The sequence below is a fragment of the Yersinia pekkanenii genome (genome assembly GCF_001152565.1).
Taxonomy (GTDB): domain Bacteria; phylum Pseudomonadota; class Gammaproteobacteria; order Enterobacterales; family Enterobacteriaceae; genus Yersinia; species Yersinia pekkanenii.
Genome location: NZ_CQAZ01000033.1, coordinates 1 through 17183 on the forward strand (window position 1 = coordinate 1; position 17183 = coordinate 17183).

The window sequence follows — 17183 nt, forward strand, 5'->3', positions numbered from 1 at the left end:
TAACGGGTGGCCTTTTTTGTTATGGGTTCTGACGTGCGGGCCTGGCTGCTGCCTTACCATTTCCAGCAGCTTGCCAAGTGGCGTCCAGCGTTATCTCCCTGTAACCCAGTTCTATTCCCAACGGTGCCTATAAAACTCACTGACATCTACTGCGGGTGTGATCTGTCTGGTCAGCCAGATGTGCAGCAAGGCTTTTTTCAGTGGTGTTGTAACTGTCAAAAGCACGGCCTCTGATTAGATGGTTGCTGAGTTCCATCAGACATACCATCCTGATCTATAGATTGCCCTTTTCACCATGCCGATTTATCTGCTTACTATAAGTATAAGACCGAGTATTTTCTGGTATATCAGGTGGTCACCAAACCACATGATCAATCGCATTCAGCGTTATCATGTCATTCGGGATGATTTTTCTCTTGATTCTAGAGTGCTTAGTGAGCTCGAAGAGTACTTTAATCGCTCTTTTTAAGGGTTCTGCACCGTCGGATCGTTGAATCGGTAACTCGTAGGTGGTTATAACCGTTATTGATCCCCTCATTGTTGATTTTTTATCAAAAGTATTGTGTTGAATGCGGCATTTTTTGGCAATAAGACTCTTGGCATAATCACTGCAGATTTTTACCGGGAAGTTTGAGTCGTTGCCTCCCAATAATCGCCAGTTTTAAACACTAATGGCTTTTTGTCTTACAGCATACTAGCCACGATAAAAATCATCTCGGTTCAAAATAAGGAATTACTATGAGCGTACCTGCATTCGGTTTGGGAACTTTTCGTCTTCAAGATCAAGTTGTTATTGATTCAGTTAGCCAGGCGTTGCAATTGGGCTATCGGGCTATTGATACAGCTCAAATCTATGAAAATGAAGCTGCGGTTGGCCAAGCTATCGCACAAAGTGGTATTAACCGTGATGAGTTATTTATCACTACTAAGATCTGGGTTGCTAATTTAGCCCAGGGGAAATTAATTACTAGCCTGCAAGAGAGTTTATTGAAGCTGCAAACAGACTATGTAGATTTGACCTTGATTCACTGGCCTTCACCTAATGATGAAGTTTCGGTTGCTGAATTTATGGCTGAATTAAGTAAGGCAAAAGCGCTAGGGTTAACCCGCCAGATTGGCATTTCTAATTTCACCATCGATTTAATGAAACAGGCAATTGCAGCGGTGGGAGCGGAGGCAATTGCGACCAACCAAATAGAGTTATCGCCATTATTGCAAAACCGCGACGTTGTTGAGTTCGCGAGAGAAAATGATATTGCGATTACTTCCTATATGACACTGGCCTATGGCAAAGCGTTAGGTGAACCGGTGATTAAAGCCATTGCTGAACAACATAGTGCAACCCCCGCTCAGGTGATTTTAAGTTGGGCGATGCAACTAGGTTATAGCGTTATCCCGTCATCAACCAAAGTGGATAATTTGGCCAGTAACTTATTGGCGCGGGAATTATGCCTGAGTGCAGAGAATATGGCGCTGATCGCCAGTTTGGATCGTGGCGAACGATTAGTCAGCCCTGATGGTCTGGCACCAATGTGGGATTAATTATAGGTTAGGTACTGATTGAGCCACCTCTAAATTGAGGTGGCTTTTTATTTTTCAGGAGCGGCTAATGCCAGGTGTTCATTGATAAAATCAATAAAACAGCGTAATCGGTTACTGACTGCCTGATCACTGTAATAGACGGCATTAATCGGCATTGAGATCGGCAGAGTGTGCTCTACCAGTATCGGTATCAAATTCCCACGTTGTAGATCCTGTTGGATCATAAAATCTGATAGACAGGCAATGCCATTCCCCTCAAGACACAGGCGGCGCTGAGTCTCTCCGTTGTTTGACGTTAAATCTGAATTGATTTCATAAAGCTGCCCATCGTTCCCTACAATTGGCCAACGATTTAACACCGGTAAATCATTAAATCCCAGACACAAATGGTGCTGCAAATCAGCTACAGTCTGCGGCGTGCCATGCTGTCTCAGGTATGCCGGTGAGGCCAGAATATGGCGGTAACTGGTCATCAGCTTTCTGGCACGTAAGGTCGAGTCCTGCAAGGTACCAACCCTGATAGCAATATCAACCTTTCGTTCGATGAGATTGATAAACGTCTCAGATGAAACCAGCGATAAAGTCACCAAAGGATAATACTGACGGAATTCAGCCATTAGCGGTGCCAGAATATGCAACACCACAGGGGTTGAAGCATCTATGCGCAGTAATCCTTTGGGGTTCAGTTGGTTGTCTAGTAGCTCATTTTCGGCGGTAGCCATGTCACGCAAAATATTTTGTACTCGACGGAAGTAGTGTTCTCCTTCTTGGGTCAGGCTGATTTGTCGGGTTGTACGATTAAGTAGAGTCACCCCCAGCTTATTTTCCAACTTTTTTACTGTCCGGCTGACTACCGAGTTTGCTTGTTCTAATTGTTCTGCGGCACGGCTGAAGCTGCCACATTCTACCACCGTAACAAAGGTAATCAGTTCATCTGAGTTGGCTTTCATTATTGCTACTCCAGCAAAAATATTTTGATATATTGAGCATTTTTGTCATTTAACCATAGGGACATAATAGCTGCTATCAAATTGACTTATTTTTAATTAACGGGTTTCTGGAGTAGATATGCCGCTTGCCCTACTGGCACTGACCATCAGTGCATTCGCTATTGGTACCACGGAGTTTGTCATTGTCGGGCTAGTGCCGACGATTGCTGAACAATTAAGTGTTTCTGTCCCTTCCGCAGGTTTATTAGTTTCCATTTATGCATTAGGGGTCGCTATTGGTGCTCCGGTGTTAACCGCATTAACAGGGCGTATTCCGCGTAAAATGCTCTTGATCGGGCTGATGGTGTTATTCACCCTAGGCAACTTATTAGCCTGGCAATCACCCGGTTATGAATCATTAATCGTTGCCCGTTTATTGACAGGTCTGGCACACGGGGTGTTCTTCTCAATCGGTTCAACAATTGCCACCAGTTTGGTACCTAAAGAGAAGGCAGCCTCAGCTATTGCTATTATGTTCGGTGGCTTGACGGTGGCGCTGGTGACCGGCGTTCCGCTAGGGACATTTATCGGGCAGCATTTCGGATGGCGAGAAACTTTCCTGGCGGTGTCACTTATTGGTGTTGTTGCCATTATTGCCAGCGCTATTCTGGTTCCGAATAATATCCCGAATAAAGCTTCTGCCAGTGTAAAGCAGCAGTTACAGGTGTTAACTCATCCACGTTTATTGCTGATTTATGCTATTACTGCATTGGGATACGGTGGTTTTTTCACCATGTTTACTTTCCTGGCTCCGGTCATGCAGGAGCTGGCTGGGTTCTCGCCTGCCGCAGTGAGTTGGATTTTACTGGCGTACGGTGTATCGGTCGCAATTGGTAATATCTGGGGTGGCAAACTGGCGGATCGCCATGGTGCAGTGCCTGCGTTGAGCTTTATTTTTACCGCACTGGCAGCCTTGCTATTCGTTTTTCAGTTCAGTGCCAGCCACAGTGTTGCAGCATTAATTACTTTGCTTATTATGGGGGTCTTCGCTTTCGGTAATGTCCCCGGATTACAGGTCTATGTGGTGCAGAAAGCGGAGGAATATACACCTCATGCTGTTGATGTTGCTTCTGGTCTGAATATCGCAGCATTTAATGTAGGTATTGCATTAGGGTCAATTATTGGCGGTCAAGCGGTTACCCGAGTTGGGCTGGCACAGACGCCATGGATCGGTGGGGTGATTGTTATCGGTGCGCTATTACTGGTTACCCTGAGTGGTAAACTGGATAAGAAGCATCAGCGTCAGATTGTTACAAACTAAGTTCCGACAAGAGAATCTTTTCGATACCCATTTCTAGCCCGCGGTTCAATTTGCGGGCTATTTTTATTAATAGATAGCTTATTAGTGCATTATGAATCACATAGATTGAATCTCTCCTTGAGGATCCCAATATCAGAATTATATGGTGGGTAAAAGAAATTACTGGCCGGAGTATCTGAGCGTATAATCACTGAACTACCGACTGCTGTTACCTCATGAGCCAACGTGATTTCGAATAAGGAATAGGCCATCAAAGTGCCGAAACGAACATATGCAATGCGCTATGTTGCAGGTCAACCAGTTGAACAGATTTTCCCAGGCTCCGCGAGTCAACTGGGGCAGGGGTTACCGCCAGGCGCGCCATTGCCTACCTCTGAATTTCTACGTGTGATGGTGTGGAATATCTTTAAGCAGCAGCGGGCTGAGTGGCTGTCTGTGCTCAAAGAATTCGGGCGAGATGCTCAACTGATGCTACTGCAAGAAGCGCAAACAACACCCGAGTTGGTGAGGTTTGCTACGTCTCACTATCAGGCTGCCGATCAAGTTCCCGCTTTTGCGCTGCCTCAGCATCCCTCAGGCGTGATGACGTTAGCAGCCACGCACCCAGTCTACTGTTGCCCACTGCGTGAGCGTGAGCCACTACTGCGCTTATCTAAATCAGCATTAGTGACCGTTTACCCCATTCATGATGGTCGTTTATTAATGGTTGTGAACATCCATGCGGTAAATTTCAGTCTCGGCGTCGATGTTTACAGTAAACAGCTCGAGCCGATTGGTGAACAAATTGCTATGCATCGTGGTCCGGTGATTTTGGCGGGGGACTTCAATGCCTGGAGCCGGCAACGGGTTAATGCTTTGCTGCGCTTCGCCCAAAGTGTGAGTTTGGCGGAAGTTGAATTTCGGGCGGATAACCGCAGCCGTGCTTTTGGCCGGCCTCTCGACTTTGTCTTTTATCGTGGTCTTACGCTTGCTGATGCCTCGGTATTAGTGACTCGAGCCTCTGATCACAACCCACTTTTAGTTGAATTTCAGCCATAAAAAAAGCACCCCGAAGGGTGCTTTTTAACAGCTTTAATTGTGATTCTAACTCTACGTATCCGGGGTTGATTTGCCGTTAACGAACAACGTCAATTTCAAGCCTGGCTGTAAACTATTAGCGTTGCTGACTACCGAATTCCATCGCATCACATCGTCGGTGTTTACACCGTGACGCTTGGCAATACTGGCAAATGAATCACCTTTACGCACTTGATAGGTGATGCTGTTGCTGGCTGTTGTATTGCTTGCCAGTTGCAGGGTTTGCCCAACTTTTAAGGTGCTCTTGGCACGTAAGTTGTTCCAACTCTGCAAATCGCTGGTCTTGATATTCAACCGCTTGGCAATCGTTGATAACGTATCGCCGGAGCGAACTTTATACTGCGAACCTGATGCTGATTTTGTGCTGTTCTGTGCCAATTTGGTTGGTTGAACGGCGGCAATATCAGTATCTGCCAATGAATCTTTAAGCTGCTCAGCATGGGCTTTCGGCAACATAATATAACGAGGACCGTGTCCAGTTGGTGCCGTTACATTGCGCTTATACCCAGAATTAAAGGATTTCAACTTTGTCAGTGACATCCCCGCCATCTCAGCCGCCTGAGTTAGCTCTATCTGCTGACCAACATCAACACGCGCTAATGCACGGTCTTTGTCGGTATCAGGCAAGTTTATACCGTACTTTTTGCTATTCTTGATTAAATCACCCAAGGCCAGCATTTTTGGAACATAAATTGACGTTTCACGAGGAAGCGACAATGCCCAAAAGTTCGTCGGTTTACCCTTCGCCTTATTGGCTTTCACCGCTTGCATGACTCTGCCTTCACCACTGTTATAAGCCGCGACTGTTAACAACCAGTCACCGTCAAACATTTTGTTCAGGCGCTCCATGATATCAAGCGCTGCTTTGGTAGAAGCAACCACATCTCTGCGGCCGTCATACCATTGGTTCTGTTTTAAGCCATAATTTCGACCGGTACTCGGCACGATCTGCCATAGCCCTGCGGCGTTGGCGGATGATGTCGCGTGTGGGTCAAAAGCGCTCTCCACTATGGGTAGCAGTACCAGTTCCATCGGCATCTTACGTTGCTTAATTTGCTCGACTATCAGGTACATGTACGGCTCTGCCCGTAATGTTACATCGTGGAGATAGCTCTTATTTTTTAAGTATTTTTGCTTTTGTTCACGGATCCGGGGATTTTCCGGAACCTTCATCTTCAGCTCGTCGCTAATGAAGTTCCACAAATCTTGCTGCGCGAGGCTACTTTCACTATCAAGCCATCGCGCGGAACCCTCTCGGGCACTATTTGTGTACTCTCCTGCTTCACTCTCTTGACCTGCTGAAGACAAACTCTGTGCATGCTGTACGGGAACCTGTACGTCCTGCTTGGACGTCTGGCACCCAACAAGCAAGACTGAGGCGAGAAATATCGCTTTGGTCTTCATGTGTGTGTCAATGTCAGTTGCTTAAAAGACGAGCAATCATACTTTGCTTCGACAAAAAACACAACTAAAAGCTCAGAAGCGGTCTTTCTGGGCGCGTAATTCGGAAAAAACTGAAGCAAGTGAGCTGGGGGGCGAGATTACTGATAATTTCCTTTGTAAATCAATGTCATTGCAGCGTAAGAAAACATTAATTTTACGCTCTAATTGTAATTTTACCGGCAGGCTGGGTAGGTTTTTTGCCCGTAATTGCATGATTTGTCGTTGATATGTAGCAATATCTGCATCTGAGGGCAAAATGAAACGGGCAAACTTAAGGTTTTCTAGCGTGTATTCATGCGCGCTGCAAATTAAGGTTTCGTCAGGGAGTTGTGCGAGTCGTTGAATAGAAGCATACATTTGCTCTGGGGTGCCTTCGAACAGCCTGCCGCAACCGCCAGAAAATAGGGTGTCACCACAGAAAAGATAAGGTTTGCTGTAGTATGCAATGTGCCCGAGGGTATGGCCGGGGACGGCAATTACCCTATAATTTCGGCCGTCAATGGTCAGGTTATCACCCCCATTCACCATAATTGTCGCACCTTTACTCGCGGTTTCTTGTGGCCCATAGACCGGAATATCGGGAAAATGGTGGCGTAAATCAGCCACACCACCTACGTGATCGTTATGGTGGTGGGTGAGTAATATAGCTTGAGGAATATATTGGTTTTGAGCCAGTGTCGCCAGCACGGGAGCAGATTCCCCTGGATCAACAATAACGCAATGTTTTTGCTGATTTGCCAATAACCAAATGTAATTGTCTTGAAATGCCGGAATGCTGATAAGATTCATTAGATACCTCTCGTTGGCAACAGTTTGAAAGAAGATAATAAAAAATGAAACCAGCGCAAACACGCCAAAAGATAGATGCACCTGTATCCTGGGCTGAATTACCTTGGGGAGAGTATTATCGCGCGGCGATTGAACAACAATTGCAGCCTTGGTGGTCGAAATTCTTTGGTTTTCACTTGTTGAAAATAGGCCATTTGAGTGCTGAAATTGCCAGCGATAAATGCGCTATCTCCCATCAAGTTAATGTGGGGGAACAGGGTAACAATATGCAGGTGCTTGCCAGCCCGTACCAGTTACCTTTTGCCGAAAAATCAGTCGATGCCTGTTTATTGTCTCATACCTTAGCCTATGCCGCTGACCCACATCGTATTTTACGTGAGGTGGATCGGGTGCTTATCGATGATGGTTGGTTGGTTATCAGTAATTTTAATCCACTGAGTGTGTTGGGTGCAGGTAAATTGGTTCCGTTATTACGCCAACGGCAGCCATACGCCAGCCGAATGTTCACCCAGATGCGCTTATTGGATTGGCTGAGTTTACTGAATTATGAAGTATTACATCTATCACGTTTTCACGTTTTACCGTGGCATAAAGAAGGTGGGCACTTTATTAGCACCCACTTGCCTGCATTGGGTTGTATCAGCCTGATTGTTGCCCGTAAGCGTACCGTTCCCTTGACGTTCAATCCGATGAAGTTCGGTGCACGTAAACCTTGGTTCAGCCGTGCGGTAGGTGCAACCAAAAGCTATCGCGATCCACTCTGACTCTGTTACAACGTCAAATGTACAAGGTTAATCGGGGTTATAGCCGGTATCATCCATCGTCGGTGAATTAGCGCCTTGCCGGGCCAGTTCATCACAACGTTCGTTTTCCGGGTGACCAGCATGGCCTTTTACCCATTCCCATTGTATTTGATGGGTCTGAATAGCAAGATCCAACCGCTGCCATAAATCCATATTACGCACCGGCTTGCGATCAGTGGTCTTCCAGCCGCGTTTTTTCCAGTTGTGGATCCACTGGGTGATACCCTGGCGCACATATTGGCTGTCGGTACTGATTGTGACTTCGCAAGGCGAGGTTAACGCCTCTAGCGCAACGATGGCCGCCATAAGCTCCATACGGTTGTTAGTCGTTAAATAGTAGCCGGCGCTAAATGTTTTTTCGTGCTGTTTGTAACGCAAAATTGCGCCATAACCACCGGGGCCCGGATTGCCAAGGCAAGATCCGTCGGTGAAAATTTCTACCTGTTTAGTCATCTCTGGTAGACTCTTCCTATCTGTTTAAACGTTAAGTCTGACATAAACGAGCGCTATGAGCACTGGCAATATGCAAGTTACACCGACCAGGCAGATTGTTCTGGATACTGAAACCACCGGTATGAATAAGCTGGGCGTTCATTATGAAGGCCATCGGATTATTGAGATCGGTGCTGTGGAAGTGATCAACCGCCGCCTGACCGGCAGAAATTTCCACGTTTACGTGAAACCGGATCGTCTGGTCGATCCAGAAGCCTATGGTATTCACGGTATTAGCGATGAGTTTTTGGCTGATAAGCCTACATTTGCCGATATTACACCTGAGTTTCTCGATTTTATCCGTGGGGCTGAATTAGTCATCCATAACGCGGCGTTTGATATCGGCTTTATGGATTATGAATTCCGCATGTTGCAGCAGGATATTCCGAAAACGGATACCTTTTGTACCATCACCGATAGCCTGTTATTGGCGCGCCGTTTATTCCCCGGCAAGCGTAATAATCTCGATGCTTTGTGCGATCGCTACCTGATAGATAATACTAAGCGAACATTGCACGGCGCGTTACTCGATGCCGAAATTCTGGCGGAAGTTTATCTGGCGATGACTGGCGGCCAGACGTCGCTTTCGTTCTCAATGGAAGGCGATCAGTCGCACAACGACTCTTCAGACGATATCCAGCGTATTGCCCGGCCAGCATCTGGGCTGAAAATAATTTATGCCGCTGAAGATGAGTTAGCAGCCCATGAATCACGTCTGGATTTGGTGATGAAAAAGGGCGGTAGTTGTTTGTGGCGCAAGCCGTTTGAATCGGAAGATAACACAAACGCAGAATAAAACGACATGCAGGTGAAAACGGTGCAACCGACTTATTTTGCTGGAAAAGTATTGACGAAATTGTGTTCTATACGTAATATTCGCCTCGTTCTTAACCGGAACAGCAGCGTGGTGCGGTAGTTCAGTCGGTTAGAATACCGGCCTGTCACGCCGGGGGTCGCGGGTTCGAGTCCCGTCCGCACCGCCAACATTTAGAAGCCCTGAGTTAGTAATAACTCAGGGCTTCGTTGTTTTTAAGCGATTCAATCTTTCCTCACTTTTACGTGCATAAATCTATGTCTCTCCCCCGTTAGCATCCATATGTCGGTAAGCCATCACTGCAAATTAGAGGCAAAAAAAACAGACACCCAAGGGTATCTGTTTAGCGTTATAGCGGCTGACTGGTATTAACTATTGTGCTACAGCTTTAGCCTCACCTGCTTGGGCGGCAGTTTTCACCCAGCCATCAAAGGTTGCCTGATTAGCTTGGATCCAGCCGTTCACATGACGCTCGATATCGGCATCTGAAGATTCACCGGCATGCATCCGCATGTTCTGGGCATTCACATCATTAATCGATAGTTTCATTATGGAGAACAGCTTAGCGGCGGCTGGGTTGGCTTCGGCCCATTTTTTGTTGGCGACGATATGCATCACGCTCGGTGGGAAGCCATAGTTGGCACCGTTGGAAAGCTTGGTATCGATAGTTTTATCTGGCAGGGAAGAGAAGGGTACCTGCAACCACACCACGTCACGGCCCGGTACCAGTACATCACTGACCCAATACGGGGTCCAGGTGTAATACAGGATAGGTTTGCCTTCTTTGTAACGGGTGATGGTATCGGCAATCATCGCGGCATAGTTACCCTGATTATGGGTCACGGTATCGCTCAGGCCATAGGCTTTGATCTGATGGTTAATCGGTGCTTCACAGCCCCAACCTGGGTTACAGCCGGTTAGATCCGCTTTGCCATCGTTATTCGCATCAAAGAGTTTGGCGATTTTCGGATCTTTCAACTGCTCAATATTGGTGATTTGGTATTTATCGGCAGTTTTTTTGTCGATCAAATACCCCTGTGCCAGTCCTTCGATATAGTTACCCTGACGGTAAAACTTGGCGTCGCCACCTGCGGCTGCATATTGGTCGTTATGCAGCGGATCCCAGTTTACTGCCAGATAAGTGGCATCACCTGCGGCAATGGAGGCATAGGCGACATTGTAGTCTACCTCTTTAGTCGGCTGGACGTCGTAACCGAGTTTTTCCAGCGCTTTATTGACCAGTGAGGTCTGGAAGGTTTCTTCCGAAATGGTACTTTGCAGCGGTTGGACGGTAACGCCTTTGCCCGGTAATTCTGCGGCGGATAACTGAGTGCTGATCAGTGTGGTGAGGGCTAACACCCAAATTCCTGTCTTACGCATAATTTTCCCCATCTTAAGCTATTTTACTTGCCAGTTTGAACCTGGGCAGTGCTCATCATCCTCACGTACTACGTGTACGCTGCGGTGATTGCGCGCTGTCCGTGTCCAAACTGTCTGCGACAATTACGCTTAAATTTGAGCGTAATGAATTGAAATTACTTAGTGTTACGGAATGGTTTGGTGAGCAGCCCGATAGGGCCGGCCGCATACCAGCGGCCAATGCCTTTGCTGCGACGGTCACGACCTAAGGATTGAGTCAGTCGGTCAAGAATAATCGCCAGAATCACGATACCGACACCACCCACCGCCGCTAGCCCCATATCCAGGCGGCCAATACCGCGCAGTACCATCTGGCCTAAACCTCCTACCGCGATCATCGAGGCGATAACCACCATCGACAGTGCCAGCATCAGGGTCTGGTTTACGCCCGCCATGATGGTTGGCATCGCCAGAGGTAATTGCACTTTGAATAATAACTGGCGTGGATTAGCACCAAAGGATTCTGCGGCTTCGATCAGATCTTCCGGCACCTGCTTGATACCCAGAATAGTCAGACGAACAATCGGTGGCAGGGCAAAGATTATGGTCACTACCACGCCGGGGACATTACCGATACCAAACAGCATGACAATGGGCACCAGATAAACGAATGCTGGTGTGGTCTGCATCGCATCCAACAAAGGCCGAATGATACGTGCGGCATTATTGCTGCGTGCCAGCCATATCCCGAGCGGCAGCCCAATAAGGATACAGAAGAACAGCGAGGTCAGAACCAGCGCCAGTGTCACCATGGCTTGCGACCACGCGCCGATAGCACCGATGGCAATCAGTGATATCAGGGTTGCGACCCCCATTCCTAAGGTGGAGAACTGCCAGGCGATCAGCGCGAAGACCAGAATCGCGACCGGAGCAGGCATGCCCAGCAACAAGTGTTGGAAGCCACTGAGGATAAAATCAACCGGCACGCGGATGCCCTGAAACAGCGGGCGGAAATGCAATACTACCCAATCAATACCCTGGGTAACCCACGAATCCAATGGCACCCAAGTGTTATGGAATGGATCCATCAGGCTGAAATGTTCAGGAGCTGCCGCCGGAGCGCTGTTCAGCCAATCGGTACTTTGTGCGGCCTGGCTCTGCACCGCCTGAGAAGCAACCTCATGGCTGGCACTGCCTGTGGCATGGCTACCCTCGGCCATGCTTGCTCCCCATGGGTCAGCAGCGGCTGATAAGGTCTGAGGAGCAGGATCCGTAGCGACCGGTGCTGCTGACGTTGTCGCATCCGTCGCCCACGGGTTGCTGTCTACGGGGGTGCTGTTTTGGATTTGATCACTCATTTGGCGTCTCCTTATCTAAAGCCTGCAACAGCATGGCTTTGGAAATAATACCGATATAGCTGTTATCTTCACCGACCACAGGAACCGCGCACGGTGCCTGCGCAACCAGTGAAATCAGCTCACTGAGGGGCATATCTCCAGGAACCGGTGCCGGGTAGTCCAGTAAGGCACTATCCAGCGGTTGGTTCTCTGCCAATGCTTTTTTCAGTGAATCTATCGAGACCACGCCAATAAACTTCTGCCCGCGTTCCAGCACATAGCCGTAATCGCGATCTTCATCCTGAAGCAGTTTTAACGCTGAACGCGGGCCGAAACCTGGAGTTTTACGGATCAAGGATACCGGGCGACGGCGCGCGATATCTTTGGCACTGAAGACATGGCTGATGTCGACGCCACGGAAGAAGGTACGCACATAGTCATTGGCCGGATTATTCAGAATTTCATCCGGGGTGCCGACTTGTACCACTTCGCCGCCCTGCATAATGGCGATGCGATCACCAATGCGCATGGCTTCATCCAGATCATGAGAGATAAAGACAATGGTTCTTTGGTGTTTGGCCTGTAATTTGACCAATTCATCTTGCATTTCGGTTCGTATTAATGGGTCGAGCGCCGAGAAAGCCTCATCCATTAATAAGATATCGGGGTTATTAGCCATTGCGCGGGCTAAACCAACGCGCTGACGCATCCCGCCTGAAAGCTCATCGGGATATGAATGGGCGTAGCTTTCCAGACTCACCTGACGTAATGCCTCCAGTGCTTTTTCTTGACGTTCCTGTAGAGGGACGCCAGCGAGCTCCATACCGAATGCGGTATTATCGAGGACATTCAAATGGGGCATTAATGCAAAGGATTGGAATACCATACTGATCTTGTTACGGCGAACGGTGCGCAGGGCGCTATCAGATATTTTGGCAATATCTTCGCCATCGATCAGTACTTCACCACGGGTGGGTTCTATCAGACGATTGAGAAGGCGTACCAGGGTGGATTTACCGGAACCGGATAACCCCATGATGACGAATATCTCGCCTTCTTCAATGGCCAGATTGGCATCTTTAACGCCAACGGACAAACCGGTCTTGGCAAATATCTGCTCTTTATTCTTACCTGACTCAAGCAGCTTAAAAGCCCGTTCGGGATGCTCACCAAATATTTTATATAGATTCTTTACTTCGAGTTTAATTGCCATGCAGCTGGTGTATTCCTCTGTCAATTTTGAATTATTTTTATTCGATCGTTGTTATCCTGATGGAAAAATAGAACGCCATATACCCTAACACAATGAGAATCTGAGACAACCCTCAATATCCTTATAATCAATTTTGCGATAGCTCTCATCTCAATATATAGCTTTTCAACCTGTTAATTTACTTGCGTTAATATTGTGGTTTTTTACTTTCGATGAATCGCATAATATTACTGATGAGTCTAATCGCTAATTTAGACGTTAATAGTGTGAATATTGAACATATATCAGCAATATATTTTCTATATTATAGCAGGGTATATTTCCTGCAGTGGCAGCGGCGGACCCCCCTGATACTCTGGTCTGTAGCCAGATGAGCCGGTCGATAAACATTTCGGTTTTGAGTGCTGAACTTGTCAACCTCGCCAGGGCTACCCGTGGGCGTGGTTCTCCCCTTTGTTATGCTATCGAAAAGGGGAGAATATGCCAGTCAGGAAAAGCTAAAAATCCCAGTCCTCGTCTTCAGTATTGACCGCTTTACCCATCACATAAGATGAGCCAGAACCGGAGAAAAAATCGTGATTTTCATCTGCATTTGGCGATAATGCCGCCAGAATGGCTGGGCTAACAGCCGCCTGGCTGGCGGGAAATAAGGCTTCATAGCCTAAGTTCATTAAGGCTTTATTGGCATTATAATGAAGGAATTTTTTGACATCCTCCGTCCAACCGACTTTATCATAAAGGTCTTCGGTGTAGCGCACTTCATTATCATATAAATCTTGCAACAAATCGAAGGCAAAGTTCTTTATTTCCTGACGCCGGTTATTATCTACTTTTTCTAGACCTTTCTGGAACTTATAGCCGATATAATAACCATGCACTGCTTCGTCACGGATAATAAGGCGAATAAGGTCGGCGGTATTGGTTAATTTCGCCCTGCTGGACCAATACATCGGTAAATAGAAACCAGAGTAGAATAAGAATGATTCAAGAAATACACTGGCAATCTTTTTCTTCAGTGGATCGTCATTATGATAATGCTGAAGGATAATATTGGCTTTCTTTTGTAGCGGGCGATTATCTTCACTCCAGCGATAAGCATCATCTACATCAGATGTCATGCAAAGGGTAGAAAAAATAGCGCTATAGGAGCGGGCGTGTACTGCTTCCATAAAGCTGATATTGGAGAATACGGCTTCCTCATGGGGGGTAATGGCATCCTTAATTAACGCCGGTGCACCCAGTGTATTCTGAATGGTGTCCAGTAGCGTCAGGCCGGTAAAAACACGAATAGTGAGTTGCTGTTCATTCGGGGTCAGCGTCGCCCAGGACGAGATATCATTCGATAGCGGGATTTTTTCCGGCAGCCAGAAATTAGCCGTCAGGCGGCTCCACACTTCCAGGTCTTTATCGTCTTCAATTTTATTCCAGTTGATGGCGCTGACGTGAGTGATCGGTTTTATTACGTGCATGTTATTACTCCCTTATTAGCCTATTTTATTTATTCGGTGGTGCGTATTACAGCGAGCAGGAAACACAACCTTCGACTTCGGTTCCTTCCAGTGCCATCTGACGCAGTCGAATGTAATAAATGGTTTTAATCCCTTTCTTCCAGGCATAGATCTGCGCTTTGTTAATATCACGCGTGCTGGCGGTATCGCGGAAGAACAGTGTCAGTGACAACCCCTGATCAACGTGCTGAGTGGCCTCGGCGTAGGTATCGATGATTTTCTCTGGCCCTATTTGATAGGCATCTTGATAATATTCAAGATTATCGTTGGTCATATAAGGTGCGGGATAATACACACGGCCAATCTTGCCTTCTTTACGGATCTCAATCGGCGAGACAATCGGGTGGATACTTGATGTCGAGTGATTGATGTAGGAAATGGAACCGGTGGGCGGTACCGCCTGTAAGTTCTGATTATAAATGCCGTGTGCCATGACTGACTGGCGCAGTACGACCCAATCCTGTTGGTCGGGAATGGCAATGCCGGCATCAGCAAACAGCGCCTTTACTCTGGCCGTTTTAGGCTGCCAGCTCTGCTCGACATATTTACTGAAATAAACCCCCGAAGCATAAGCTGATTCATCGAAGCCTTTAAAGTGGCTGCCGCGTTCTATAGCCAATTGATTGGAAGCACGAAGAGCGTGATATACCACGGTATAGAAATAGATATTGGTGAAGTCCAGTGCTTCTTCCGAGCCATAGAAAATACGTTCGCGCGCCAGATAGCCGTGCAGGTTCATCTGCCCGAGACCAATGGCATGGGATCCTTGATTGCCTTTCTCGATTGAGGGTACCGAGCGGATATTGCTCATATCAGAGACCGCAGTCAGCCCGCGAATGGCAATTTCAATCGATTTGCCAAAGTCTGGTGAATCCATGGTATGGGCGATATTCAGTGAACCCAGGTTACAGGAGATATCTTTACCAATATGGCGGTAACTAAGATCGTCGTTGTATTCGGTTGGTGAATTAACCTGCAAGATTTCTGAACACAGGTTACTCATATTGATCCGGCCTTTAATCGGATTGGCCCGGTTAACCGTGTCCTCAAACATCATATAGGGATAGCCGGACTCAAATTGGATCTCGGCCAGAATCTGGAAGAACTCGCGTGCCTTGATTTTGCTTTTACGGATGCGTTGGTTATCGACCATTTCGCGGTATTTTTCGCTGATACTGATTTCAGACATTGGCACACCGTAAACTTGTTCGACATCATAAGGAGAGAATAGGTACATTTCCTCATTGTTCTTCGCCAGCTCAAAAGTGATATCCGGGATAACGACCCCCAGGGACAAGGTTTTAATGCGCACCTTTTCGTCGGCATTTTCTCGTTTGGTATCCAAAAAACGCACAATATCCGGATGATGAGCATGAAGATACACCGCCCCCGCGCCCTGACGCGCACCCAATTGATTAGCATAGGAGAAGGCATCCTCCAGCATTTTCATAATCGGGATAACACCGGATGATTGGTTTTCAATTCGTTTGATGGGGGCACCGACTTCACGAATATTACTCAGCAGGAAAGCCACGCCACCGCCACGTTTGGATAATTGCAATGCTGAGTTTATGGCGCGGCCAATGGATTCCATATTGTCTTCAATGCGTAGCAAAAAGCAGGAAACCAACTCCCCACGTTGTTTTTTACCGCAATTGAGGAAGGTCGGAGTGGCGGGCTGGAAGCGGCCTGAGATGATTTCCTCTACCAATTCTTGCGCAAGTGACTGCTTGCCAGCCGCCAATGTCAGCGCCACCATGCAGACCCGGTCTTCGTAGCGTTCTAAATAACGTTTGCCATCAAAGGTTTTCAGGGTGTAGCTGGTGTAATATTTAAACGCGCCAAGGAAGGTGGGGAAGCGAAATTTTTTGCTATAAGCTTGCAGGAATAGGCTCTTGATAAAGCTGAAGTCGTATTTCGCCAGCACCTCTTTCTCGTAATATCCCTCGGCAACCAGGTAATTGAGTTTTTCCTGTAAATTATGGAAGAACACCGTGTTTTGATTGACGTGTTGCAAGAAGTATTGCCGTGCGGCCAGCCGGTCTTTATCAAACTGGATACGCCCGTTGGCATCATAGAGATTTAGCATCGCATTCAGTGAGTGATAGTCAAGCTCGCTGCTGGATGGATCGGTGATGTTCAGTTCTGTCGTTGCCAAAATTCAGTTACTCCGTTGCGCACGTTTGCTACATCTTCTGCTGTACCCAGTAGTTCGAAGCGATACAGATAAGGGACCTGACATTTTTGGGCAATGATTTTGCCTGCCAGGCCATAGGCGTCGCCAAAATTAGTGTTTCCCGCCGCAATAACGCCGCGAATCAATGAACGGTGATGGGGATCATTCAGAAATCGAATAACCTGAATCGGTACTGCCCCGACCGAGCTGCCACCACCATAACTGGGTACTAATAAAATATAGGGTTGCTCGACCCGTAGTTTTTCCCGCACACCGGCGATTGGGATACGTATTGCTGGCAGATCCAGCTTCCCGACAAAACGGTGGGTGTTCTCCGAGGTGCTGGAGAAATACACCAGAGGATTCATTTCAGCCCCCTC

15 protein-coding genes and 1 tRNA gene are annotated in these 17183 nt (G+C 47.4%); 6 read left to right on the forward strand and 10 right to left on the reverse strand.

Annotated elements, in window-relative coordinates; all coding sequences use genetic code 11:
• The first annotated feature begins 738 nt into the window (after positions 1-738).
• Positions 739-1542: a 2,5-didehydrogluconate reductase DkgB gene (dkgB, locus tag AEP37_RS15890; protein ID WP_049614263.1), complete on the forward strand. Its 804-nt coding sequence runs from the start codon at positions 739-741 to the stop codon at positions 1540-1542.
• Positions 1543-1589: 47 nt separating this feature from the next.
• Here the strand turns inward: dkgB and yafC are convergent, their stop codons facing one another.
• Positions 1590-2492 carry a DNA-binding transcriptional regulator YafC gene (gene yafC, locus AEP37_RS15895; protein ID WP_049614264.1) on the reverse strand — a complete coding sequence of 301 codons (903 nt, stop codon included), beginning with the start codon at positions 2490-2492 and terminating at the stop codon, positions 1590-1592.
• Positions 2493-2610: 118 nt separating this feature from the next.
• Here yafC and AEP37_RS15900 point away from each other — a divergent pair, with 118 nt between their 5' ends.
• Positions 2611-3792 carry an MFS transporter gene (locus AEP37_RS15900; protein WP_049614265.1) on the forward strand — a complete coding sequence of 394 codons (1182 nt, stop codon included), beginning with the start codon at positions 2611-2613 and terminating at the stop codon, positions 3790-3792.
• A gap of 255 nt (positions 3793-4047) precedes the next feature.
• Positions 4048-4830, forward strand: coding sequence for an endonuclease/exonuclease/phosphatase family protein (locus tag AEP37_RS15905; RefSeq protein WP_072086325.1), 783 nt, complete (start codon positions 4048-4050; stop codon positions 4828-4830).
• A gap of 51 nt (positions 4831-4881) precedes the next feature.
• Here AEP37_RS15905 and mltD read toward each other — a convergent pair whose 3' ends face one another.
• Both mltD and gloB read right to left on the reverse strand, forming a co-directional pair.
• A complete protein-coding gene (gene mltD, locus AEP37_RS15910; RefSeq protein ID WP_049614267.1) occupies positions 4882-6273 on the reverse strand; it encodes a murein transglycosylase D in 1392 nt (463 codons plus the stop codon).
• 72 nt (positions 6274-6345) lie between these two features.
• Entirely contained in the window at positions 6346-7101 is a 756-nt protein-coding gene (gene gloB / locus AEP37_RS15915) for a hydroxyacylglutathione hydrolase (protein ID WP_049614268.1), read from the reverse strand.
• A 44-nt stretch (positions 7102-7145) separates the two neighbouring features.
• Here gloB and AEP37_RS15920 point away from each other — a divergent pair, with 44 nt between their 5' ends.
• Positions 7146-7865 (forward strand): class I SAM-dependent methyltransferase, encoded by a 720-nt coding sequence (locus AEP37_RS15920; RefSeq protein WP_049614269.1) that lies wholly within the window; start codon positions 7146-7148, stop codon positions 7863-7865.
• Positions 7866-7892: 27 nt separating this feature from the next.
• On the opposite strand, the gene rnhA is transcribed toward AEP37_RS15920, so the two are convergent.
• Positions 7893-8357 carry a ribonuclease HI gene (rnhA, locus tag AEP37_RS15925; protein ID WP_049614270.1) on the reverse strand — a complete coding sequence of 155 codons (465 nt, stop codon included), beginning with the start codon at positions 8355-8357 and terminating at the stop codon, positions 7893-7895.
• A gap of 70 nt (positions 8358-8427) precedes the next feature.
• Here rnhA and dnaQ point away from each other — a divergent pair, with 70 nt between their 5' ends.
• Together dnaQ and AEP37_RS15935 are read left to right on the forward strand one after the other, a co-directional pair.
• A complete protein-coding gene (gene dnaQ / locus AEP37_RS15930) occupies positions 8428-9192 on the forward strand; it encodes a DNA polymerase III subunit epsilon (protein ID WP_049614313.1) in 765 nt (254 codons plus the stop codon).
• Positions 9193-9302: 110 nt separating this feature from the next.
• Positions 9303-9379 (forward strand) — tRNA-Asp (locus AEP37_RS15935).
• Positions 9380-9582: 203 nt separating this feature from the next.
• Here the strand turns inward: AEP37_RS15935 and proX are convergent.
• The 6 genes from proX to nrdI form a co-directional block, all read right to left on the reverse strand.
• Positions 9583-10590 (reverse strand): glycine betaine/L-proline ABC transporter substrate-binding protein ProX, encoded by a 1008-nt coding sequence (gene proX, locus AEP37_RS15940; protein WP_049614271.1) that lies wholly within the window; start codon positions 10588-10590, stop codon positions 9583-9585.
• Positions 10591-10745: 155 nt separating this feature from the next.
• Entirely contained in the window at positions 10746-11927 is a 1182-nt protein-coding gene (gene proW, locus AEP37_RS15945) for a glycine betaine/L-proline ABC transporter permease ProW (RefSeq protein WP_049614272.1), read from the reverse strand.
• Positions 11920-13119: a glycine betaine/L-proline ABC transporter ATP-binding protein ProV gene (proV, locus tag AEP37_RS15950; protein WP_049614273.1), complete on the reverse strand. Its 1200-nt coding sequence runs from the start codon at positions 13117-13119 to the stop codon at positions 11920-11922. The genes proW and proV overlap by 8 nt, the downstream gene beginning before the upstream one ends.
• 497 nt (positions 13120-13616) lie before the next feature.
• Positions 13617-14588 (reverse strand): class 1b ribonucleoside-diphosphate reductase subunit beta, encoded by a 972-nt coding sequence (gene nrdF / locus AEP37_RS15955; RefSeq protein WP_049614274.1) that lies wholly within the window; start codon positions 14586-14588, stop codon positions 13617-13619.
• A 46-nt stretch (positions 14589-14634) separates the two neighbouring features.
• Complete coding sequence (gene nrdE, locus AEP37_RS15960; RefSeq protein ID WP_049614275.1) at positions 14635-16785, reverse strand: class 1b ribonucleoside-diphosphate reductase subunit alpha; 2151 nt, start codon at positions 16783-16785, stop codon at positions 14635-14637.
• Positions 16767-17171, reverse strand: coding sequence for a class Ib ribonucleoside-diphosphate reductase assembly flavoprotein NrdI (gene nrdI / locus AEP37_RS15965; protein ID WP_049614276.1), 405 nt, complete (start codon positions 17169-17171; stop codon positions 16767-16769). Before nrdI ends, nrdE begins: the two co-directional genes overlap by 19 nt.
• Between the last annotated feature and the right edge of the window lie 12 nt (positions 17172-17183).